We start from the raw sequence: 23,083 nt of genomic DNA, 5'->3' as shown, positions 1-23,083 counted from the left end.
TACGTCTTAACTATGGTCGCACAACTATTAGTGTGCTTGCCCCCAGTTATCACCCTCACCCACTTCAGCAACCAGCGGTACATCTAAGCTAGCTATGCCACACATCAAATCAGGCAATGCGGCTTTCAAACGCTCTACTTCATCTAAGGGCACATCAAATACCAGTTCATCGTGTACCTGCATCACCATCAAGGTTTTGAGTTGCTCTTGATCCAACCAGTTTTGCACTGCCACCATCGCTTTCTTGATCAAGTCAGCAGCAGTACCCTGCATAGGAGCATTAATAGCTGCACGCAACGCACCCGCCATACGTGGGCCTTTAGCTGTTTTCAGCTCAGGAAATGACAACCTACGGCCAAATACCGTTTCCACATAGCCTTGCTCTTTAGCCTGCTCTTTGATGCGCTCCATGTACTGCGCCACGCCGGGGTAGCGACTGAAGTAACGATCAATATAGGCTTTAGCGGCTGCTCGGGTAATACCCAAGTTGTTCGCCAACCCAAACTCACCCATGCCGTAAATCAAACCAAAGTTAATGGCTTTGGCTGCATAACGCTGGTCTGGCGTAACTTCTTCGGGTGTCACACTGAAAATTTCGGCTGCCGTTGCCCGATGCACGTCACCACCGTCGACAAACACCTGTTGCAGGTTTTTATCACCAGAGACGTGCGCCATGATACGCAACTCGATCTGCGAGTAGTCAGCCGACACCACCTTGCCCAGTGACGAAATAAACGCGTCACGCACCTTGCGCCCCTCTGCAGTACGCACGGGGATATTTTGCAAGTTAGGGTCAGAGGATGCCAAACGCCCGGTAACGACTGCTGCCTGCGCGTAACGGGTGTGCACACGATGCGTACGCGGGTTCACCATTTTGGGAAGCTTATCGGTATACGTGGACTTAAGCTTGGCAATACCGCGATGCTCAAGCATCAGCTTAGGCAGCGGGTAATCATTGGCTAATTCAGTCAACACACCCTCATCGGTAGACGGTGCACCACTGGCTGTTTTCTTGACTACAGGTATGCCTAGTTTTTCGAACAGAATTTCACCTACTTGTTTAGGTGAGTTCATGTTGAACGGTTGCCCAGCCAATTCGTACGCCTCTGCTTCCAGCTCTAACAAACGCTGGCCTAATTCGTGGCTTTGTTTATGCAACACATCAGCATTGATGGCGACACCGTTGGCTTCAATAGTGGTCAACACTGTGGAGGTTGCTAGTTCTAGCTGATAGGTAGCTTCCAAACCCTCATGCGCTGTAATCAATGGACGCATGACCTGATGCAAACGCAGTGTGATGTCAGCATCTTCGCACGCATAGGCTGTAGCTACATCTAACGCCACATCAGCAAAAGCAATTTGCTTGGCACCTTTGCCACAAATACTTTCATACGGTGTGGTTTGTACATTCAGCCAACGCTGGGCCACATCGTCCATGTTGACGCGCAAATGTGAATCCAGCACATAGGCCTGCAACATGCTGTCTTCTGCAATACCTTGTAGTCGCACACCTTCGGTAGCAAAAACATGCGCATCGTATTTAGCATGATGCAAAATTTTGGCATGCTTATCCGACTCTAACCAGGGCTTTAACGCGCCCAACACCACATCAGCCGTAAGCTGCTCGATTACCTCGCATCCTTGATGCCCTACGGGGATATAGCAGGCCTCACCAGGCTGCACCGACAACGACAGCCCCACCAGTCTGGCCTGCATAGGATCCAACGATGTAGTTTCGGTATCCAAGGCCGTCAATTCGGCTTTTTCGATTTTTGCTACCCAGCGCTGTAACGCTGCTTCGCTAGTAATCGTTTCATATTGCACGGTTGCAGGGGCCTCTGGAAACACCAGTTCAACTTGCTCGGCAGCAGGCACCTCAACAGCCGCTTTGCGTGGCGCTATCCTGCCATCTTGGGCAGGGATACGTGTGGCATCACCTGTTAGCTCACGCAACCACGTTCTGAACCCGTAATCTTCGTAGATATCCAACAAGGTATCTTTATCTAGCGGCAGCGGTCGCAACTGATCCAATGACGCATGTAACTCACCCAGATCACAATCCAGTTTCACGGTGACCAGTTTGCGCGTCATCTCAAACATAGGAATAAAGTCGCGCAAGTTCTGACCAGCTACGCCTTTGATGTCACCGGCATGTTGAATCAATGACTCTAGTGTCTGGTATTCGTTTAACCACTTTGCAGCCGTCTTAGGGCCTACTTTTGGCACGCCCGGAATATTGTCCGCCGTGTCACCAATCAACATCAAATAATCAATGATTTGCTCAGGCCGTACACCATAGCGATCAATCACCCCTTGCATATCCTGACGCTCATTATTCATGGTATTAATGAGCTCTACATGTGGGTTAACCAACTGCGCCAAGTCTTTGTCGCCTGTGGAAATAACACTATGAATACCTTGTTCGGATGCTTGCACCGAGAGTGTGCCAATGATATCGTCTGCCTCTACGCCCGGCACGCAAATTACTGGCCATCCCAGTGCGCGCACGGCGCGGTGAATGGGCTCAATTTGCTGCGCCAGATCTGTTGGCATGGATGGTCGGTTCGCTTTATAGTCGCTAAACAGATCATCCCTAAAGGTTTTACCTTTAGCATCAAACACGCAGGCCATATAATCTGGCTCATAGTCCTGCAAAATTTTACGCATCATTGCGATGACGCCGTACAGAGCACCAGTTGGCTCACCACGAGCGTTACGCAGATCCGGCATGGCATGGAATGCCCTGTACAGATAGCTGGATCCATCAACTAATAATAAGGTTTGTTTCATGTCTGACACTAAAAATGTTCATTTACCCGCCACAGAGCAGATTCCCGTTATATCAGCAGAACTCAAACGTGCCGCAGAAACACTACAGGAAGTAGGCTTTGGGATCAGTGTATTCGGTAGCGCTCGTATCCCTTCCGACAATAAATATTATGAAATGGCATGCGAGCTTGGCAAGCGCTTAGCTGAGGCCGGTCTGATGCTAATCGCTGGTGGTGGCCCAGGTATTATGGAAGCCGCCAACAAAGGCGCCTATGAAGCAGGCGGTCGCAGCGTTGGTCTTAACATACGCCTACCACGTGAAACCAGCAACAACCCTTACCAAACACACAGTCTGCAATTCGAATACTTCGTATCTAGAAAAGCGACATTCTTCATGCATAGCTCCGCATACATTGCGTTGCCAGGTGGTTTTGGCACCATGGATGAATTGTTTGAAGTCATTACGCTGGTACAAACACGTAAACTGCCTGCAGCCCCCATTGTACTCGTAGGCACTGCATTCTGGAGCGGCCTACTTGACTGGGTACGCGAACAGTTGTTGGGCAACAAGCTGATCTCCCCTAGCGATCTAGATTTGATCACCCTCACAGACGATTTGGATGAAGTGATGCAAGTGGTTAATGCCTGCTGCTCACAGTTTGCCATTGAGCCCACTTGCGAGCCCACACTGCCTCACTAAAGTGCAGCACCAATCCCTGCCAACTCGCTCTATAACTTCTTGTAATACACAGGGTTTATACGTGTTGGCAGATATAGCATGACCGCTATGATTTCTACTATATCCTATAGACTATTACTGCTTATTCCCACAAGGAGAGCATCTTGAAAAAGAATTTGTTGCGCTTTCTAACCCTGGCTATTTTTAGCACTGCCACTGCTACCGCAGCAGCGCAGGATTTTACCGAAATCCGTATTGCTACCGAAGCGGGCTACCCTCCGTTTGAATACCTGAACCCCTCTGGCGAAATTGTTGGCTACAACATCGAAATCGGTAACGAGATCTGTAAACGCCTACAAGCTGAGTGCATTTGGATTGATCAATCCTTCGACAGCTTGATTCCTGGTTTACAAGCTCGCAAATTTGACTTGGCTCACTCCACCATGACAGCCACTGATGCACGCCGCAAAGTAATTGACTTCAGCGCGCCACTGTACGTCGTAGCCTCTCGTCTGGTAGCCAACAAAGACAAAACACTGGAGCCAACAGCTGATTCACTGAAAGGTATGCGCGTTGGTGTGCAACAAGGCACCACCATGGAAGCCCACGCACGCAAAGAATGGGCTCCAAACGGTGTGGAAGTCATTGCCTACCCAAGCTACACCAACGCCTACATTGACTTGGCCTCTGGCCGTATCGACGCGTCTTTCCAAGAAGCACCTAATGCCGTACAAGGTTTCTTGACCAAGCCTGAAGGTGCAAACTTCACCCTGATGGGCGACACCGTTAAAGATAGCGCTATCCTGAACGAACCCATCGCTATTGGTGTGCGTAAAGGTAATAAAAAGCTGAAAGATGCTGTAGATCAAGCCATCCTTGATATGCAAGCTGATGGTACACTTGCTGCCATTACTGCAAAGTACTTTGAACCCGGTAACGTTGAGCTACCAAGCACACAGCCGTAACCCTATTCTTTCTTAACCCGTACGAGGCAACAATGCTTGCTTCGTACTTAGCGCGATCTTTTTTATGTTCCTGATGGGCTATGGTCCCCAGTTGCTGGCAGGCACACTGGAAACCATCCAATTAGCCGTTCTGTCTTTGGCGGTTTCACTCGTGCTTGGACTGTGCGCGGCAAGTTGCAAGCTATTTGCACCTAGTCGCCTTTTGCGTTTTTGCGCAGCAGTCTATACCACCGTCATACGTGGCATTCCTGATCTGGTTCTGTTACTGCTGATTTTCTTCAGCCTACAACTCTACCTTAACGATCTGACTGACGCTCTATCTTTACCCTATATAGATATTGAGCCTTTCAGTGCAGGTGTAGCCACGTTAGGCTTCATCTACGGCGCTTACTTTACCGAAACCTTCAGAGGAGCCTTCATGGCTGTGCCACACGGGCAGCTAGAAGCAGGTATCGCTTACGGTATGTCTCGCTGGCAGGTCTTTAGCCGCATCCTGTTCCCACAAATGATGCGTCACGCCCTACCAGGTTTAGAAAATAACTGGCTGGTGCTGCTCAAAGCCACCGCCTTGGTATCGCTTATTGGGCTGAATGACTTAGTAAAAGTCGCCCAGAACGCGGGAAATGTGACCTTCCAGATGTTCCTGTTCATTTCCATCACAGGTGCAATCTACCTTGCATTAACCACCTTGTCGAACAGTGTGTTTTACCTTCTGAATCGTCGTTATTCTGTAGGCATTAAAAAGGCAGAGCTATGGTAACGGTGATTGACGAATTTTGGCGTGCTTACCTGTATAGCAATCACGGACAATGGTCCGGCTTAGCCGTCACGTTGTGGCTGCTCGTGCTATCGCTGTTTTTTGGGTTTATCCTCTCTATTTTTACCGCCATTGGCCGCAACTCAGCCCGATGGTATGTTTCTAAGCCTATTTGGCTGTTCTCCTATGTATTTAGAGGCACGCCCCTATACGTACAGATACTGTTTATCTACGGCGGCTTGTACGGTCTAGATTTCATCAAAGAAACGCCAAGCTTGGCATCGTTCTTCCAAAGCGGTTTTAACTGTATGGTATTGGCGCTGGTGCTAAATAACGTGGCTTACACCACCGAAATCTTTGCCGGTGCAATCAGAGCCACACCCGCTGGCGAAATCGATGCAGCCAGAGCTTACGGCATGACCCGCACCACCATGTACCGACGCATCATCCTGCCATCCGCATTGCGCCGCGCCCTACCCGCTTACAGCAACGAAGTCATCTTGATGCTGCACGCTACATCGCTGGCCTTCACGGCCACCGTGCCAGACATCTTGAAAATCGCTAGGGATGCCAACTCGGCCACCTACGAAACCTTTGCCTCTTACGGTTTTGCCGCTTTGCTATACCTTGCCGTTACAGTGGTACTGGTAGGCATATTCCGTCTCGTTGAAAAACGTACACTGTTATCTATGCAACCCCTGAAGCCTTAATCATGCAAAAACTGCAAGTTAAAAACATTCATAAAGCCTACGGGCAGAATCAAGTGCTGAAAGGTGTATCACTGGATGCAAACGCAGGTGATGTTACCTGCATTATTGGTTCCAGTGGCTCAGGTAAAAGTACTTTCTTGCGCTGTATTAACTTTCTGGAAATTCCAGATCAGGGCAGCGTTCAACTGAATGACCAAACCATACATGCCGTCACCAAAGACAATGGCACGGTACGTGTATCAGATCTAAAAATGCTGCGCGATATGCGTACGCGTCTGACCATGGTATTCCAGCACTTCAATCTATGGGGCCACATGAACGTTTTGCAAAACGTCATGGAAGCACCTACCCATGTATTGAAAGTCTCCAAGAAAGAAGCCATGGAGCGCGCACGTCACTACTTGAACAAAGTAGGTCTGCCAACCAGCATAGAAACACAATACCCTGCCCACTTATCTGGTGGACAGCAACAACGTGTGGCTATTGCCCGTGCATTGGCAATGGAACCTGAGGTTATGCTGTTTGACGAACCCACCTCTGCGCTGGATCCTGAGTTGGTGGGTGAAGTACTGAAAGTCATGCAACAGTTGGCTGAAGAAGGCCGCACTATGTTGATCGTGACACATGAGATTGGCTTTGCACGACAAGTGAGCAATAACATAGTCTTCTTGCACCAAGGCGTAGTAGAGGAATGCGGCACGCCATCTGCGGTGCTGGATACCCCGCAAAGTGAAAGGCTACAGCAATTTTTAACGGGTAATTTGAAGTGATTATTGCTTGAAGATTGCTATGCTGCACTAAAAACTGAACACCCTCCTTGAGAGGGTGTTTTTATTTCTGCTGCTGATTTCTACTGGCTTCGGTATAGGCGATGAATACCACTAACACACTTCAAACACCATAACGCCATCAACAAAAAAGCCCACACATCCAAAAGGACCTGTGGGCTTCTTCTAGCTGTTATCAGCTACATACCGCTTACCTGATTAAGCTTCTTCACGAGCAAACTTACGACGCTCATGCTCTTTCAGGTGACGCTTACGCAGACGGATAGATTTAGGTGTTACTTCCACCAGCTCATCGTCATCAATAAAGTCTACAGCGTATTCCAAAGACAAACGGATAGGTGTAACCAGATCGATGTGCTCATCTTTACCGGATGCACGAACGTTAGTCAGTTTCTTCTCACGAATTGGATTCACGATCAGGTCATTGTCACGGCTGTGAATACCAATGATCATACCTTCGTAAACTGGATCGTTAGGCGAAACGAACATTTTGCCGCGCTCTTGCAGTTTCCACAGAGCGTAAGCCACTGCTTCGCCATCGTCTTGGCTGATCAGCACGCCGTTACGACGCTCACCCACGGAACCTTCACGCATAGGCTGGTAGGAGTCAAAAATGTGACTCATCAAGCCTGTACCACGTGTCAGTGTCATGAAGTCGCCTTGGAAGCCGATCAGACCACGTGCAGGGATACGGTATTCCAAACGTGTACGACCACGACCATCAGGGATCATGTCTTGCAAGTCACCACGACGGCGACCCAACTCTTCCATCACACCGCCTTGGTGACCGTCTTCAACGTCCACTGTCAGGTGCTCGTAGGGTTCCATCTTCACGCCGTTTTCTTCTTTGATCAGCACGCGTGGACGGGATACCGCCAACTCGTAGCCTTCACGACGCATGTTTTCCAACAAGATGGTCAAGTGCAACTCACCACGGCCACATACTTCAAATGCAGTATCGTCACCGGTTTCGTTTACACGCAAAGCCACGTTGGATTTCAATTCCAAATCCAAGCGGTCACGAATCTGACGGCTGGTCACGAATTTACCTTCACGGCCCGCTAATGGCGAGGAGTTCACGATAAAGTTCATGCTCAGCGTAGGCTCGTCAATGCGCAGCAATGGCAGAGCTTCTGGTTTAGCAGGATCCATCAATGTGCAGCCAATACCGATTTCATCAATACCGTTGATCAGTACGATGTCACCCGCTTGAGCTTCTTCCACTTGTTGACGGTTCACACCTTTAAAGGTTTGAACTTGGTTGATACGGCCTTTGATTGGCTCGCCTTCAGGACCAAATTTCAGAATCACGTCTTGACCAGCACGCACACGACCACGGTTCACACGGCCTACACCGATCTTACCGACGTAGCTGCTGTAGTCTAATGAACAGATTTGTAACTGCAATGGACCATCTGGGTCATCTTCACGTTGAGGCACATGGTCCAAGATAGCTTGAAACAGTGGGCGAAGATCGCCGGAACGCACATCGTCAGTCAAACCGGCATAGCCGGACAGACCAGAAGCGTAAACAATTGGGAAATCCAACTGCTCTTCTGTAGCACCCAACTTGTCAAACAAATCAAATGTTTCGTTTACAGCGAAATCTGGTCTAGCACCTGGACGGTCAACTTTGTTCACCACCACAATAGGTTTCAGACCCAATTCCAACGCTTTGCGGGTTACGAAACGGGTTTGAGGCATAGGGCCTTCTACCGAATCCACCAGCAACAACACTCCGTCAACCATCGACAGTACACGCTCTACCTCACCACCGAAGTCAGCGTGTCCGGGGGTATCAATAATGTTGATATGTGTACCCTCAAACTCTGCCGCGCAGTTTTTGGCCAAGATAGTGATACCGCGTTCTTTCTCGATATCGCCAGAGTCCATAACGCGATCGCTAACATGTTCATTCGCACGGAAAGTGCCAGACTGTCTTAGAAGCTGATCAACCAGGGTAGTTTTCCCGTGGTCTACGTGAGCAATAATAGCCACATTGCGCAATGCGCGACTCATAATGTTTCCTTAAGGTTAAGGTTAGCTGGGCGTAGCGTTTCGGGTAAATCAGCCAGCCCGATTAAAAGGGATTCAGGTTCCTCAGAATCCTGTATTGTGTCCAGCGTTACCGCCTTTTCCAATAAAAAGGGTCCCACTGCTGTACGACGCAACGCCGTCAGGTGAGCCCTATAACCTAAACGTTGACCAATATCTTGTGCCAAAGTTCGGATATACGTGCCTTTGCTGCACTCCACTGCAATGCGTGCAGTGTTCCCTTCGCAAGATAACAGCTCAATATTATGAATCGTTACTGTACGGGGTGGTCTTTCCAGTTCTATGCCTTGCCGTGCATACTCATACAGCGGCTTACCATCACGCTTTAAGGCCGAGTACATAGGTGGAATCTGTTGAATTTCACCTAAGAATTCTTGCAATACTTGTTTTACTGCTTCTACATCTGCACCGCCATCAGGCAGCTCCGCCGTCGCAACTACCGTACCAGTTAAATCACCGGAGTCAGTTTCTGCACCGAAGGTAAGTTCTGCTTCGTATGCTTTATCAGCATCCAATAACAGCCCAGAAATTTTAGTTGCTTTACCAAAGCAGCACACCAGCAAGCCTGTAGCAAAAGGATCTAAAGTGCCGGTATGACCTGCTTTACGAGCATCCATCGCTCGTCGGGCGCGTTGCAATGCGTGGTTACTGGACAATCCTTCAGCTTTGTCCAGCAACAGCACACCATCGAGCACACGTCCGCGTTGTCGCCTCGCCATCGTATTTATTTTCCGCTAAAAAACGACGCGCCGACTCAGGCCTGGTCGTCGTCAGGATCGTCAGGAACAGCGTCAGTAGCCGTGCTGAAAGAAGAACGGTTTGCTTCGTCAATCAGCTTGGACATGGCCATGCCACGTACCACGTGATCATCGTAGAAGAAACGCAGAGTAGGAACAGTATGGATATGCAGCAAGCGGTATAGCTGCGAGTGCAGCCAGCCAGCCTTGGCATTCAGTACTTCAGTTGCAGTCTGCGGCTCAGCGCCGAAAACTGTGAAATATACTTTAGCGTGTGCATAATCAGCTGACAGTTCAACTTCTGTCAGCGTGATTAGACCAGCGCGGGACATATCTATCTCTCGCTGAATCAGCACAGCCAAATCTTTTTGAATTTGGTCGGCTAAGCGGACATTACGTCCGCCGCCAGCTTTGTTTTTGTGTCTTGCCATGAATTACAGTGACCGGGCGATTTCCTTGATCTCGAAGATCTCTAGCTGGTCGCCCACTTGAATATCATTATTACCACGTAAGGTGATACCACAATCGAAACCTTGGCGTACTTCGCGGACATCGTCCTTGAAGCGTCGTAGGGATTCGAGATGGCCCGTCCAATGCACCACGTTGTCGCGCAGCAGACGTACCTGAGAATCGCGCTTGACGATGCCTTCGGTAACCATACAACCAGCCACACTCCCGATACGGGAAATGTGGTACACCTCGCGAATTTCTACCATACCGATAACTTCTTCGCGTTTCTCTGGTGTCAACATGCCGGACAGGGCTGCCTTCACTTCGTCTACCGCATCGTAAATGATGTTGTAGTAGCGAATATCAATACCGTTCAATTCAGCCAGTTTACGTGCGCTTTGTTCAGCACGTACGTTAAAGCCAATAACTACTGCGTTAGACGCGATAGCCAAGTTGATGTCGCTCTCGGAGATACCACCCACAGCGGCGTGCACAACTTGCACTTTCACTTCGTCTGTTGCCAGTTTCAGCAAGGAAGACACCAACGCCTCTTGAGAACCTTGTACGTCGGTTTTGATGATCAGAGACAATGTCTGTACACCTTCGCCGATGTTCTCGAACAGAGAATCCAGTTTAGCTGCTTGCTGACGTGCCAGTTTTACATCGCGGAATTTACCCTGACGGAACAAGGCAATTTCACGTGCTTTACGCTCGTCTTGCATTGCAATCAGTTGATCGCCAGCAGCAGGTACTTCGGTCAGACCTTGGATTTCAACAGGCATAGATGGGCCTGCTTCTTTCAAGGACTTACCTGTTTCGTTCACCATGGCACGAATACGACCGAAGCTCGCACCTACCAACACGGTGTCACCGTGATGCAATGTACCGGTTTGAACCAATACAGTAGCCACAGGACCACGACCACGATCCAAACGTGCTTCAATCACAGTACCTTGAGCTGGTGTATTCACAGGCGCTTTCAGTTCCAGCATCTCTGCTTGCAACAGCACTTGTTCCAACAGGTCATCGATACCATCACCAGTGCGTGCAGACACAGGTACGAAAGGCACATCGCCACCGTACTCTTCTGGCACCACTTCTTCTACCAACAATTCTTGCTTAACGCGCTCAGGATTGGCTTCAGGTTTATCTACTTTAGTAATCGCTACAACCAGCGGAACACCAGCAGCACGAGCGTGGTGAATAGCTTCACGTGTTTGAGGCATCACGCCGTCATCAGAAGCAACCACCAAGATCACAACGTCAGTTGCCTTGGTACCGCGAGCACGCATGGCCGTAAAGGCTTCGTGACCGGGGGTATCCAGGAAAGTAACGTTACCGCGTTCAGTTTTAACGTTGTATGCACCGATGTGCTGAGTAATACCACCAGCCTCACCCGATGCCACTTTAGTGCGACGGATGTAATCCAGCAAAGAGGTTTTACCGTGGTCAACGTGCCCCATTACAGTAACCACAGGAGCACGAGGACCTTCCTCGATTTCACCCGTGAACTGATCTTCCAAGAAGGACTCAGGATCATCCAGTTTGGCGGCAATCGCTTTGTGGCCCATTTCCTCAACCAAAATCATGGCTGTTTCTTGGTCCAACACTTGGTTGATTGTCACCATTTGACCCAGCTTCATCAGATGCTTGATCACTTCAGCTGCTTTCACAGCCATTTTGTGCGCCAAGTCTGCAACCGTAATGGTTTCAGGCACAGCCACTTCGCGAACAATTGCTTCCACCACTTGAGGTTGCTGTTCTACTTGACCTTGACGGCCACGACCACGTCTACCACCACGGGTATTCGCGTGCCAGGCTTCGCGCTCAGTAGAAGCAGAAGCCACTTCCGCTTTAGAAGGTTGTTTGCGACGGCTATCACCTACCCAACCAGTTTCGCCTTTGGCTGCTGGTTTAGGTGTAGTTTTCTTAGCGCTATCGCCATTCTTAACATCTTTTTTCGCAGCCGGTTTGCCTGCTTTACGAGCAGCATCTTGGCTTTCTGCCGCACGCAATACTTTGCGAGGACGGTTCAGCATTTCACTGATCGCTGCTGCTTCAGCTTCTGCTGCCGAACGTGCGCGATCACGATCGCCGTCGCCTACAGTTGCCTGAGGGGCTGGTCTGCGTGCAGTAGGATTACCACTAGACTGTGGGCGACCAGCGCCTTGAGGACGATCCGAATGACGGTTAGCGCCAGACTGATTCTGTCCGCCACGCGGAGCATTCGCCCCACCTTGCGGTCTTGGGCTACGAGTTTGATTGTCAGCTTTCGCTGTAGGGGTGTCTTTGACAGGCTTGTTTTTAACGGCCACGTTATCCAGCTCTTCAGTTTGTTCTGCCTTCACAGGCGTTTCTTGCTCTACCTGTGATGTAACTTCAGGCACTTGCTCTTCAGACTGACTGACAGCTGGCGATACAGGTTGCCGTACCTGCTCTTCCTTGGCTGCTGTTTCTGCAGTCGGTTCGGTTTTTTGAGTCTCTACAACCGGTGCCTCTTTAACTGGCTCTGGTTGGGCCTCAACTTTAGTTTCCTGTACTGGAGCGGACTCTGCCACAGGAGTTTCTTTTGCTGCCACTGGCACTTCAGCTACAACCTCTGGGGCTGCCTCTGGCGCTACAGTTGGCTTGTTTGCTACTTCCGGTGCAGCGTTCTCTGCTGCTTTTACAGGGGCTGCCTCTGCGTGCTCAGCAGCGCTTTGGTCTTCTGTTGCAGCTTTAGCGGCTTCAGCAAGAAGCTCAGCCGGATCCCGTTTCACAAATACGCGTTTCTTCCGGGTTTCTACCTGAATAGTGCGAGAACGCCCAGAGCCATCAGCTTGACGGATTTCTGACGTTTTGCGACGAGTCAGCGTGATTTTGTTTCCACGCAGTGACTCCAGCAGCTTCGCCTTATCTGCTTCGGTGACGGAATCGTTCACCGATCTGAGCTGAACACCTGCAGCACGCAATTGCTCCAACAACGATTCTGCAGGCATTTTCAGTTCTTGAGCGAACTGGGCGACTGTGTTACTCGGCATTCGACTCTCTCTTGCTTACAACTACTTATTCTATTAATAACAACCCCTGATAGTCGGCTCTCCTCTCTAGAGCAGGCCGACCTGCTGCAACGTCATCATGCGTCACCATCAAACCAGTGGGCTCGTGCACGCATAATCAAATTGCTCGCGTCTTCGGCATTTAGGCCAGTCATTTCGGACAGTTCATCTGTCGCCAATTCGGCCAAATCATCCAAGGTGGTGACTTGCTTTTCAGCCAGTGCAGCCACGATATCAGGAGTGATTCCTTCAATTTCTAACAGGTCTTTTTCTACTGTTTGCACCAGCTCATCTTTAGCAATTGCTTCAGAAAGCAGCGCATTACGAGCACGTGTACGCAACTCGTTTACAGTGTCTTCATCAAAGGCATCGATATCCAGCAGTTCTTGCAATGGCACGTAAGCCACTTCTTCTAGACCACTGAAACCTTCGTCGATCAGTACATCAGCAATACCTTCGTCTACGTCCAAACGTTGCATGAACATGTTTTGCAGTTCACGACGTTCTTCTTCCTGACGATTCTGGCTTTCTTCTGGTGTCATAATGTTGATTTGCCAGCCAGTGAGTTCGGAAGCCAAACGTACGTTTTGACCACGAGCACCAATAGCTTTAGGCAGGTTTTCTTCATCAACCACTACGTCCATAGCATGCTTATCTTCATCGACCACGATGGATTCCACATGCGCTGGAGCCAGAGCACCAATCACGAATTCTGCTGGATCTTCTGCCCACAGAACGATATCAACCTGCTCACCGCCCAGTTCGTTACGAACAGCAGTGACTCGCGAACCACGCATACCTACACATGTACCGATAGGATCAATGCGTTGATCGTAGGCAATAACGGCAATTTTAGCGCGCACACCCGCATCACGAGCAGCTGCTTTAATTTCCAACAAGCCTTGTTCGATTTCAGGCACTTCATTCTCGAACAGTTCCTTGATGAATTCAGGAGCGGTACGAGACAAAATCACCTGCTGACCACGTGCTGTGCGGTCAATTGTTTTTACCAAAGCGCGTACACGGTCACCCATACGAATATTTTCTTTGGGGATCATTTCGCTGCGTGGCAAACGGGCTTCGATTTTACCCATCTCAATGATGGCGTCGCCCTTATCAATACGTCTGACTGTGCCAGACACGATTTTTTCGCCACGATCCAGGAAGTCATTCAACACCTGTTCGCGCTCTGCATCACGTATACGCTGCAAAATAGCCTGCTTAGCAGCTTGAGCACCGATACGTCCAAATTCTATAGGCTCCAAGGCCTCTTCAATGTAGTCGCCAATTTGTACATCAGGCACGATTTCCATCGCATCGCTGTACATCTCTTGACGATCAGGCTCTTGCAGACCAGCCTCATCAGGCACGACCAACCAACGTCTGAAGCCTTCGTGCTCGCCCGTTACGCGATCCACCGCTACCCGTATGTCGGCATCTTCTTCGAAGCGTTTTTTCATTGCAGACGCTAACGCACCTTCTAGGGCGCCAAACACCACATCTGCTTCTACACCTTTTTCACGCGCCAGCGCATCAACTAGCAAAAGAATTTCGCGACTCATCGCTTTCTACCCTTGAAATCAAGAACGGGATCCAATTTGGCACGATCCACTTCATCAAATGTGAAAGTCAGGTCTCTGACATTGCCAGAGGCTTGCTCTAGTTCCAACACGAATTTGGTGTCGGCATCCACATTATCCACAGTGACGTCATCAGGGCTGATCAACACACCCTTAAACACTTTCTGGTTATCCACCGCCTCGTAAAAGCGCAGTTCTACCCTAGCACCGGCAAAGCGTACAAAGTCGCGCAATGTTCGCAGCGGACGATCTATACCAGGAGAACTCACTTCCAGACGGCCGTAATCGACGTTTTCCACTTCAAAAACGCGCGACAGTTGTTTGGACACCCATTCACAATGGTCAATGCTCACCCCTTCTGGGTGATCAATCACGACACGCAACACGCCCAGCGGCGCGCGTTCCACATCGATCAACTCGATGTCGCTGCCTAGCAAGGCTTCCTGTGTTAAAGCGAAAATATCTGCCATAAAATCCAAAAAAAATGGGCTGACTGCCAGCCCACTGCTACCTTAAAAGCTTAGATCCGGTAAGTATCTGACATTACATACAATAATGATGATACCGTGCCAAGCTTTACATTTTAACAGAATTCGAGAAAAAATCCTGCCACATCCAGCGCTTAGCCCAGAAATAACGCTACAGCCATGCGGAAGCCGGACTACACCTACTTCGTAGCCCGGCCCTGTGGTGCATTAACGACGGTTAGTTCCTATGCGTGCCAAGCGCGACTCGTGCGCATTAGATGAGCGTGGCTGCCAATCATCACCCGAGCGACCGCCTGTGCGAGCACCTCGCGCCGGAGCCCGCTTAGCAGCTGATCGCGGCGCTTGTTGGCGCTGCTCTTCAGCACCACGTTGCTCACCACTGCGGCGACGTCGATTACCTGGACCCGCTTGAGGATCTCGCTGATCACGCGTAGCTGAACCTGCATTACCGCGCGACTGCTGACCGCGACCACCCGTACGACGACCACCACGACCGGCCTCGGGATGACCATTAGCCAAACCACCGCTCACCAGCATGCCAGTTGTAGCCGTTGGATCTACATAGCCACCACCTTCGCTGGTACGCAGACGACCACGCCTGTTAGTACGCGCACCGTTAGTGCCATTTTGCTCCATGGTACCAAAACCGGGAGGCAATGCACTGTCATGACTTAACGGCTGACTATGACGACGAGCACCACGACGACCACCGCCTGCGCTTTCCGTTTCGCCCGTATCACGCCACAACCCTACGCGCAGCATCAACGCAGCAACCATGTCTGCATTTAGCTCTTCCCAGCGACCACGACGCAGGTTACGCGGCAACACCACCTCGCCAAAACGCGTACGGATCAGACGACTCACCACCACACCAGCCGCCTCAAACATACGGCGCACTTCGCGGTTACGGCCCTCATGCAAGGTCACACGGTACCAACGGTTACTACCTTCGCCACCGATGAATTCCAATTCACCAAACTTAGCCTCGCCGTCTTCCAGTTCAATACCAGTAGTCAGACGTTTAGCTTGATCATCAGCCAACTCACCCAATACGCGCACTGCGTATTCGCGCTCAGCACCATAACGAGGGTGCATCATTTTATTGGCCAAGTCACCGGATGTTGTGAAGATCAACAGACCTTCAGTATTCAAGTCCAACCTACCAATGGATAACCACTTACCTACACGCACCTTAGGCAAACGCGCAAAAACAGTTTCACGGCCTTCTGGATCATCGTGCGTCACAATTTCGCCCACAGGCTTGTGGTACAGGATCACACGCGGAGGTTTATTAGCATGAGGACGTGCAATCAAACGACCATTCACACGAACTTTATCGTCTTGACCCACGCGTTGACCGATGTGAGCAGGCTCGCCGTTTACCGAAACGCGGCCCGCCACAATCAGCTCTTCCATTTCTCGACGCGACCCCACACCAGCATCAGCCAACACTTTATGCAATTTGGGTTGTATCGCTTCACTAGTCAGATAACGCCCCAAACGCTGGGACATTCTGGCTGTTTTGTCCAAGTAAGACAGCGCATGATCAGCTTCTTGATCATCTTCTGCGCTCATCTGCACTACTGGCTCTTGAGCGTCTTGCACTGCCGCAACTGCTCTAGGAGTGCGCGTGCTGGTTTTGCGAGCACGAGGTGCGCGTGGCGCACGCGGCTGATCCGCATTCGCAGCGGCAGCAGCTGGCTTACGTCTACCTTTAGCTACAGGCTTTTGCTCTGCAGTTTCTTCCTTAACATCTTGGGTGGAGGAAGAGTCATCACGGGTACGCGCACCAGCTTCAGCTGCATCACCTCGACGACGACGAAACGGCGTGCGTAATTTACGCCCTTTGCCGCGCGAAGCTGATGTCGTAGAAGAGGACTCAGCCGCTTCTGCGCTACGCTCAGGCGCTTGTTCAATATTTTCCGTCATTGATTAAAAGACTCCAATTTTTCTCATTCATTATGCTTTGATGATAAGTGTCAAAAAGTTTCACTTCTCATCGCTTTCTTCATGTTCCGTAGTGTCGGGCTCATGCAACGTCCCTTGCTGCGTGTTATCCAGCTCCACAAGCTGTTGCATAAACACATCCTGCACCTGCTCTTCATCCAAAGAAGGCAAGTCCTGTAAAGAACGTAAACCTAAATCATCCAGAAATTGTCGCGTTGTACCTAGCAACGCTGGGCGCCCTGGCGCATCTCTATAGCCCAGAACCTCGATCCAACCTCGATCTTCCAACGTACGCACAATCTGCGTAGAAACACCCACACCACGTATATCTTCGATATCACCACGAGTAACAGGCTGGCGCCACGCAATGATGGCCAGTGTTTCCAACACCGCACGTGAGTATTTGGGCGGACGGTCCGGATTAAGGCGCGCCAGATAAGGCTGCATTTCAGGCCGGCTTTGAAAACGCCAGCCGCTGGATAGGGATACCAGCTCAAGCCCTCTATCATTCCAATCCAGCTGCAACATAGCTAGATGGTGACGCATTTGATCGGCGGAAATTTCATGCACACCGAACAACTGCCGTAATTGTGACAGATTCAGCGGCTCTTCTGTACATAATAATGCCGCTTCCAACACTTTTAAAATCTCATTATCTGTCATATTCAGTTTATTTTCCAAATGAGGCTTGATTTTTTGAAACAGTCAGGTTACTATTATTTTTCTGACGCGGGGTGGAGCAGCATGGTAGCTCGTCGGGCTCATAACCCGAAGGTCGTAGGTTCAAATCCTGCCCCCGCAACCAAATACCGAAAGGGCTGATTTCTTAGAAATCAGCCCTTTTTCTTTGCCGATTCCATTTACACACAAATTCAGCACGCACCCCTGCCCCTGTTCTTGCACACTGCGAATGAACACGGAAGCATTTTTCGTTTTCATGTTGTTAGTACACGCCTAGCTCGCACAACATCATGCTGCGAAACCATATAGGCCATAAGAAAAAGAAAGGAAGGTGTGGGGCTTGCTATGGCGTAGCCTGCAACTGCGCTCACCATGCTGACGCTTTCCGCGCCTGATTGCCCTGCTATCTATCAAAACTAGTGGGGAAGCCGCCCCACTAGTTTTGCCATTACATCATCAGAATCCCGCTTTACGCAAGATGCTTTTACTCTTTAGGTTTATGTGTTTTCTCTTTTGCGGGAGACGCAAACGGGAAAGCGGAAAACAAACCATACACCTGATCCTGCATCTGATCCTGCACCTGAGTGAACATTTTTTGGCTTTGCTCAGCGTAGGAATTCATCATTTTTTGGATCATAGGTGTTTGCACCGTCATAAACTGCGCCCAAGCCTCTGGCCCTACAGGCTTGCCATACACATGTTTAGATTGCGCCAACAAACGCTCTTGAATCTCAATGAAAGCCTGAATGTTTTGCTCTAGGTAGCTACCCATCACACCTTGCATTGCACTGCCATAAAAGCGAATGATATTGGACAGCACCTCGGCTGAAAACATAGGCACGTTCGCACTTTCTTCTTCCAAGATGATCTGCAACAGAATACTGCGCGTAATATCGTCATTGGTTTTAGCGTCTACCACAGCAAAACTTTCATTTGCCATCACCAACTGCTTCACATCGGCCAACGTGATGTACGAACTGGTGCACGTATCGTAAAGACGCCTATTAGGATATTTTTTAATCAATCTTACAGTTTCTGCTGCAGAATCTTGTGTCATAGACTACCTTTTCATTCTAAAAATACGGCACATCAGCCCATATGCAAGCCACCGTTGACCGAGAAGTCAGCACCGGTAGAAAAACCTGAATCATCAGAGGCTAACCACGCCACGATAGAGGCAATTTCATCAGGCTCACCCAACCTACGCACTGGAATGGTAGCTACAATTTTCTCCAGTACATCAGGACGAATGGCTCGCACCATATCTGTACCAATATAACCCGGAGAAACGGTATTGACTGTTACCCCTTTGCTCGCAACCTCTTGTGCTAATGCCATTGTAAAACCATGAATACCGGCTTTGGCAGTAGAGTAGTTGGTTTGGCCAAACTGACCACGCTGCCCATTAACCGAACTGATGTTAATGATGCGCCCCCAGTTGTTCGCCAACATGGGCTCCAACACCTGCTTTGTGACGTTAAACAAGCTATTTAGGTTGGTGTCTATCACAGAACGCCAGTCATCTAGGCTCATTTTACGGAACTGACCATCACGCGTAATGCCGGCATTATTCACCAACACAGCAACATCGCCATGCTCACTACGCACTTTCTCAAACGCCTCTACGGTAGAGTCCCAGTCAGACACGTTCCCAGCAGACGCATAAAACTCAAACCCTAGTTGACGCTGCTCATCTAACCATTTTTGCGCATCACGGTTTGGCCCACACCCTGCTACGACTTTAAAACCTTCACGCGCTAAGCGCTGACATATTGCTGTACCGATACCACCCATGCCCCCGGTCACATATGCTAATTTTCCAGACATACACTTTCTCCTTGTAGTCCTCACTCATACAACAACACGAGTTGGCCTGCGCTGCACCAACGTTCTTTTTTATCTAGCGGTCACGCCCTAACACGCACGTAGCTACCCGGCGCAGCACCCAACGATGGGTAATGCGCATTACCCGTATTTTTAGGCACAGGCACATCGGCCCCGCTATGCATTTGCAGCCACTGCATCCAATCGCCCCACCAACTACCGGGCAACTGCTGAGCCTGCTCAAACCACTGCTCTGAATCCAGGCCTTTATCTAAACCACCTGGTTGTACTTGTGTCCAATAATGACGCTTTTGATCTGCAGGAGGATTAATCACCCCCGCTATATGGCCTGACGCTCCCAACACAAAGCGTACATTACCTTGCAACAACTGCGCACTACGGTACGCGCTGCGCCATGGCACGATATGGTCGTCTCTGGAACCATAGACGTAGGTAGGCATAGCCAACGTATTCAATTTCAGGGTATGGCCGTTAATACACACCCCTTCTGGATTCTTTAAGTTATTTTCCAGATAGGTATTACGGAAGTACCACGTAAAAAACGGCCCAGGTAGGTTTGTACCGTCAGCATTCCAATATAGCAAATCAAAGGCTGGCGGCGTTTTACCTTTAAGGTAGTTATCGGTTACATAATTCCATACTAGTTCCGCTGGGCGCAAAAAAGCGAAAGTAGTGGCCAGCTCATTCGCCGCCAACAAACCGCCCGCCCCTAACTGCCACTCACGGAAGCAGGCTAACGCTTCGTCCACAAAAACCTGCAAAGCGCCCACATCATCAAAATCCAGCATAGTGGTCAGCAAGGTCATAGCATTAACCGGATGCTCGCCTTGTGCGGCCGCCAAACTTAATGCTGAACTCAGCAGCGTGCCACCCACACAAAAGCCTAGCGCATTGATTTTGGACTGCTGTGTTATGTCACGCACCACATCAATGGCCTGCAACACTCCACTATCTAAATAATCTCCCCACGTTGCATGAGAAATAGAGTCTTCGTCGTCTGCTAACGGATTACGCCACGACATCAAAAAGACTTGATAACCTTGCTCTACCGCGTGTTTCACAAAGGAGTTACGAGGCTGCAAATCTAAAATATAGTATTTATTAATACACGGTGGCACCACCAGCAAAGGAGTGGCTTTAACCGTAGTCGTAGTGGGACGATAATGCAGCAGCTCAAACAGTGCATTGCGATACACCACATCACCAGTTGTAGTGGCTAGGTTCTCACCGAGTTGGAACTGACTTTCATCGGTTTGGCTTAACCTACCTTTTTGCAGATCTTCCCAGAAGTTTTTGGCACCAGCTATCAAACTTGCACCTTGCGAAAACAATAAGTCTTGCTGTACGTCTGGGTTCGTTGCTAGGAAATTCGCAGGGGAGATAGCCTCAATCCATTGCATCAGCGCAAAGGAGAGTCGTTGCTGTTGCTCTACCCCTATAGAGGCTTGGTCTGCCAGTTGCTGCAACGTGTCAGAGTAGAGCTCCCACACGTGCGCAGCCATCAATGATTGGGGATGAGATTGCCACGCACCACTTTTGAAGCGGCGACTTTTGGGCATACCCAAGGTTGCCTGTGCCGCTGCTTGTTGCAACGCCTGCCAGCGCTGCTCAAAGTCGGCACGAATAGCCTGTAGATCATCAGAATTGATGAAAAAAGAAAGAGGGTGTACCGCAGCCTCAGCCATCGTAACTTGTCTCCCTGTCGCCAAAGCCATCTATGGGCTTTTATTGAACGGTCAAACAACTAATCACACGCAGCAAGCTTGCATGACAAGAAACGCGCAACGCCTTTCACTTGCCGCCACACCTACACTTTGTAACATCCAGAATAAACAACTAGGCCTGGCTTTGCAACCACGCTACCGTCACGAGCCGCCCTGTGGATGCCTGACGTCTATATGAATAATAGCGGTCAGTACGCTCGTAGCTGCACTCACCACTTAAAGCCACCGCAATATTGCCATCGCAATGCTGATGCAAACGGTGGCGCGCAATACCCGGTAAATCAGCAAAATACTTGCCAGCATTCACTGCTGGAACAAAATACATGCCGTAGTGAGCATCATTATCTAGAAATGCCTCACGCACCTCTGCGCCTACCTCAAAGTGTTGCTGGCTAATTGCCGGCCCCACCCAGGCGTACAATGGCCCTTGAGTAGTTGTTTTAGAACGCATTTGATCTACCATACGTTCTAATACACCCGATGCCAACCCCCGCCATCCTGCGTGTGCGGCACCCAGCACGCCTCCTAGGGGATCATACACCACTACCGGCAGACAATCCGCTGTCATGATCGCCAAGACTTTGTTTGTTTGCGTTGTGATGGCGGCATCCGCTTGCGGAGGCTCATTACCCGAAGGCACATACACGTCCACATCCAAGACACCCGTCCCATGCACCTGCTGCAACCAAACCGGCTCGCTGGGCAGGCTTTGCCTAAGTAAGGCACGGTTGGCCGCCACATCCGCTGCACTATCAGAGCAGTGCGCACCTACGTTCAGCCCATCCCAATCACCATGACTGTAACCGGGATAACGCAAACTACTGAAGTATGAGCAACCAGCCCATTCTGGGCCGGTGATTGTCGATACCTTTAAGGGGTTTTCCATTCAATGCACTCCCGTACAGCGTTCATATCATCCGGTAACGCCGACTCGAACCGCACCAACTGCCCTGTAGCGGGGTCTTCAAAGCCTAACCCTCTGGCATGCAGCATCTGACGCTCAGCGCCCAGCATAGTTTTACCGCCATACAAATCATCACCTAGCAGAGGATGCTTTTGGCTAGCTAGGTGCACACGGATTTGATGTGTACGCCCCGTCTCTAGTTTGCACACCACTTCACTAAAGGCGATACCGCGCTCTGCCAAACCATGACGTAAGCAATGAAAGTGTGTAATAGCTTCACGCGGAGCCGAACCATTCACAGCCATACGGACAGGCACATGAGGGTCACGACCTATAGGGATATTGATGGTGCCTTCAGGTGCCACAAAACCATGCACCAATGCGCGGTATTCACGTTTCACGCTACGGCTTTGCAATTGGCGTACCAAGTGTGTTTGCGCTGTTTCTGTACGCGCCACCACCATCAAACCTGAGGTCATCTTATCTAAACGATGCACAATGCCAGCACGCGCTACAGAAGCCAGCTCAGGGTAACGGTACAACAAGCCATTCAGTAGTGTGCCCGTCCAGTTACCTGCACCGGGATGCGTAACCAAGCCAGCAGGCTTATTTACCACAATCCAATGCGCACTTTCTTCAACCACTGGAAAATCCACAGGCTCTGCGGTAAAAGCCGTGGATTCAGGTGCCGCCTGTTCCTGCACCGTGATAACATCGCCGGGGTACAAGATATGACGTGTACGCACTACCTGCTGATTCACCTGCACATGCCCGTCCTCGATCCAGGACTGCAGTCGGCTACGCGAATGCTCTGGCAACAATAAGGCCAGTGTTTTATCTAAACGCTCGGGTTCCTGAGTAATAGGTAACACAAAGCGACGCTCTTCCACTGCCTCGTCGGACAGGAGATCGTGTAAATTTTTTGCAGTATTAGTGTCTTGCATAGCAACAAATCATATAATCAGT

General features: G+C 50.0%; 18 protein-coding genes, 1 tRNA gene and 1 pseudogene. 6 read left to right on the top strand and 14 right to left on the bottom strand.

The features are described 5' to 3' along the window. Positions 1-27 precede the first annotated feature (27 nt). Positions 28-2,790, bottom strand: a complete 2,763-nt coding sequence (gene polA / locus AC3QL0_RS04660; RefSeq protein WP_493010296.1) for a DNA polymerase I — start codon at positions 2,788-2,790, stop codon at positions 28-30. Between polA and AC3QL0_RS04655 the strand changes: the two genes are divergently transcribed. The 5 genes from AC3QL0_RS04655 (at position 2,789) to AC3QL0_RS04635 (ending at position 6,650) form a co-directional block, all read left to right on the top strand. After that, positions 2,789-3,469, top strand: a complete 681-nt coding sequence (locus AC3QL0_RS04655) for an LOG family protein (RefSeq protein WP_493010295.1) — start codon at positions 2,789-2,791, stop codon at positions 3,467-3,469. The genes polA and AC3QL0_RS04655 overlap by 2 nt on opposite strands. A gap of 143 nt (positions 3,470-3,612) precedes the next feature. Continuing rightward, on the top strand, positions 3,613-4,413 hold the full coding sequence (locus AC3QL0_RS04650; RefSeq protein WP_493010294.1) for a transporter substrate-binding domain-containing protein: 801 nt from the start codon (positions 3,613-3,615) through the stop codon (positions 4,411-4,413). 64 nt (positions 4,414-4,477) lie between these two features. Then, positions 4,478-5,173 carry an ABC transporter permease gene (locus AC3QL0_RS04645; RefSeq protein ID WP_493010293.1) on the top strand — a complete coding sequence of 232 codons (696 nt, stop codon included), beginning with the start codon at positions 4,478-4,480 and terminating at the stop codon, positions 5,171-5,173. Continuing rightward, the gene (gene hisM, locus AC3QL0_RS04640) at positions 5,167-5,880 is read left to right on the top strand and encodes a histidine ABC transporter permease HisM (RefSeq protein ID WP_493010292.1); all 714 of its coding nucleotides are present in this window, start codon (positions 5,167-5,169) and stop codon (positions 5,878-5,880) included. The genes AC3QL0_RS04645 and hisM overlap by 7 nt, the downstream gene beginning before the upstream one ends. 2 nt (positions 5,881-5,882) lie before the next feature. Then, positions 5,883-6,650: an ABC transporter ATP-binding protein gene (locus AC3QL0_RS04635; RefSeq protein ID WP_493010291.1), complete on the top strand. Its 768-nt coding sequence runs from the start codon at positions 5,883-5,885 to the stop codon at positions 6,648-6,650. Between the two features lie 216 nt (positions 6,651-6,866). Here AC3QL0_RS04635 and typA read toward each other — a convergent pair whose 3' ends face one another. The 8 genes and pseudogenes from typA to scpB form a co-directional block, all read right to left on the bottom strand. Next, the gene (gene typA / locus AC3QL0_RS04630) at positions 6,867-8,687 is read right to left on the bottom strand and encodes a translational GTPase TypA (protein ID WP_493010290.1); all 1,821 of its coding nucleotides are present in this window, start codon (positions 8,685-8,687) and stop codon (positions 6,867-6,869) included. After that, positions 8,684-9,442, bottom strand: a complete 759-nt coding sequence (gene truB, locus AC3QL0_RS04625; protein WP_493010289.1) for a tRNA pseudouridine(55) synthase TruB — start codon at positions 9,440-9,442, stop codon at positions 8,684-8,686. The genes typA and truB overlap by 4 nt, the downstream gene beginning before the upstream one ends. A 35-nt stretch (positions 9,443-9,477) precedes the next feature. After that, positions 9,478-9,891: a 30S ribosome-binding factor RbfA gene (rbfA, locus tag AC3QL0_RS04620; RefSeq protein ID WP_430222334.1), complete on the bottom strand. Its 414-nt coding sequence runs from the start codon at positions 9,889-9,891 to the stop codon at positions 9,478-9,480. Positions 9,892-9,894: 3 nt separating this feature from the next. After that, positions 9,895-12,930, bottom strand: coding sequence for a translation initiation factor IF-2 (infB, locus tag AC3QL0_RS04615; protein ID WP_493010288.1), 3,036 nt, complete (start codon positions 12,928-12,930; stop codon positions 9,895-9,897). Between the two features lie 95 nt (positions 12,931-13,025). Further along, on the bottom strand, positions 13,026-14,510 hold the full coding sequence (gene nusA, locus AC3QL0_RS04610) for a transcription termination factor NusA (protein WP_493010287.1): 1,485 nt from the start codon (positions 14,508-14,510) through the stop codon (positions 13,026-13,028). Next, positions 14,507-14,998: a ribosome maturation factor RimP gene (rimP, locus tag AC3QL0_RS04605; protein ID WP_493010286.1), complete on the bottom strand. Its 492-nt coding sequence runs from the start codon at positions 14,996-14,998 to the stop codon at positions 14,507-14,509. The genes nusA and rimP overlap by 4 nt, the downstream gene beginning before the upstream one ends. Positions 14,999-15,223: 225 nt before the next feature. After that, positions 15,224-16,945, bottom strand: a complete 1,722-nt coding sequence (gene rluB / locus AC3QL0_RS04600; RefSeq protein ID WP_493010285.1) for a 23S rRNA pseudouridine(2605) synthase RluB — start codon at positions 16,943-16,945, stop codon at positions 15,224-15,226. 165 nt (positions 16,946-17,110) lie between these two features. Next, positions 17,111-17,626: pseudogene (gene scpB / locus AC3QL0_RS04595) on the bottom strand (SMC-Scp complex subunit ScpB); the annotation flags it as partial. Positions 17,627-17,691: 65 nt separating this feature from the next. Here scpB and AC3QL0_RS04590 point away from each other — a divergent pair. Beyond that, a tRNA-Met gene (locus tag AC3QL0_RS04590) sits at positions 17,692-17,768 on the top strand. Between the two features lie 360 nt (positions 17,769-18,128). Here AC3QL0_RS04590 and phaR read toward each other — a convergent pair. From phaR to AC3QL0_RS04565, 5 genes are all read right to left on the bottom strand, one after another. After that, positions 18,129-18,701, bottom strand: a complete 573-nt coding sequence (phaR, locus tag AC3QL0_RS04585; protein WP_135864680.1) for a polyhydroxyalkanoate synthesis repressor PhaR — start codon at positions 18,699-18,701, stop codon at positions 18,129-18,131. Between the two features lie 32 nt (positions 18,702-18,733). Further along, the gene (gene phbB, locus AC3QL0_RS04580) at positions 18,734-19,471 is read right to left on the bottom strand and encodes an acetoacetyl-CoA reductase (protein ID WP_493010284.1); all 738 of its coding nucleotides are present in this window, start codon (positions 19,469-19,471) and stop codon (positions 18,734-18,736) included. An 80-nt stretch (positions 19,472-19,551) separates the two neighbouring features. Continuing rightward, positions 19,552-21,174, bottom strand: coding sequence for a PHA/PHB synthase family protein (locus tag AC3QL0_RS04575; protein WP_493010283.1), 1,623 nt, complete (start codon positions 21,172-21,174; stop codon positions 19,552-19,554). Between the two features lie 151 nt (positions 21,175-21,325). Then, the gene (gene pgeF / locus AC3QL0_RS04570; protein WP_493010282.1) at positions 21,326-22,099 is read right to left on the bottom strand and encodes a peptidoglycan editing factor PgeF; all 774 of its coding nucleotides are present in this window, start codon (positions 22,097-22,099) and stop codon (positions 21,326-21,328) included. Continuing rightward, entirely contained in the window at positions 22,084-23,061 is a 978-nt protein-coding gene (locus AC3QL0_RS04565; protein WP_493010281.1) for an RluA family pseudouridine synthase, read from the bottom strand. Before AC3QL0_RS04565 ends, pgeF begins: the two co-directional genes overlap by 16 nt. Positions 23,062-23,083 lie beyond the last annotated feature (22 nt).

Source organism: Paenalcaligenes sp. GW821-LYS-B07-1, from assembly GCF_058803365.1.
The sequence above is the reverse complement of the archived record's forward strand: the minus strand, read 5'-3'. Positions and strand labels throughout refer to the sequence as shown.